This is a genomic window from Shewanella sp. SG41-4 (assembly GCF_014164505.1).
In the GTDB taxonomy this organism is placed as follows: Bacteria; Pseudomonadota; Gammaproteobacteria; order Enterobacterales; family Shewanellaceae; genus Shewanella.
In genome coordinates, this window is sequence record NZ_JACJFI010000767.1 from 1 (window position 1) to 327 (window position 327).

The 327-nt window shown below is 40.7% G+C and carries 1 pseudogene; it reads right to left on the reverse strand.

Annotation, left to right across the window (positions count from 1 at the left end):
• A pseudogene (locus tag H5202_RS23740) lies at positions 1-255 on the reverse strand (IS66 family transposase); the annotation flags it as partial.
• Between the last annotated feature and the right edge of the window lie 72 nt (positions 256-327).

Genomic DNA, 327 nt, shown 5'->3' on the forward strand with positions numbered 1-327 from the left:
GCTCTTATTTACGTTGGGCAACGCATGTTGCTGCTCAGCTTCGTTAAACGTGCCTTTGGCTACCTTTTCACTTTGTGATGAAAAACGTTTTGATTTACTTAAGTTGAGTTGTTCAATAAGCAGCTCAATTTGAGTTTGAAGCTCACTCACTTGCTCCTGCTTAGCTTGAAGCAATACTTTTTGAGCATCATTCTCTTGCTGTAGTTGCAGCAACATGGCTTTGAGTTGTGCTATATCATCAGGTAGGTCAGTCAAGGTGGCTCAGGGCTTAAAGGGTATCAATATCCTTAGTCTGACAGCGAAAAATGATCGTTCAAGTAGAAATTT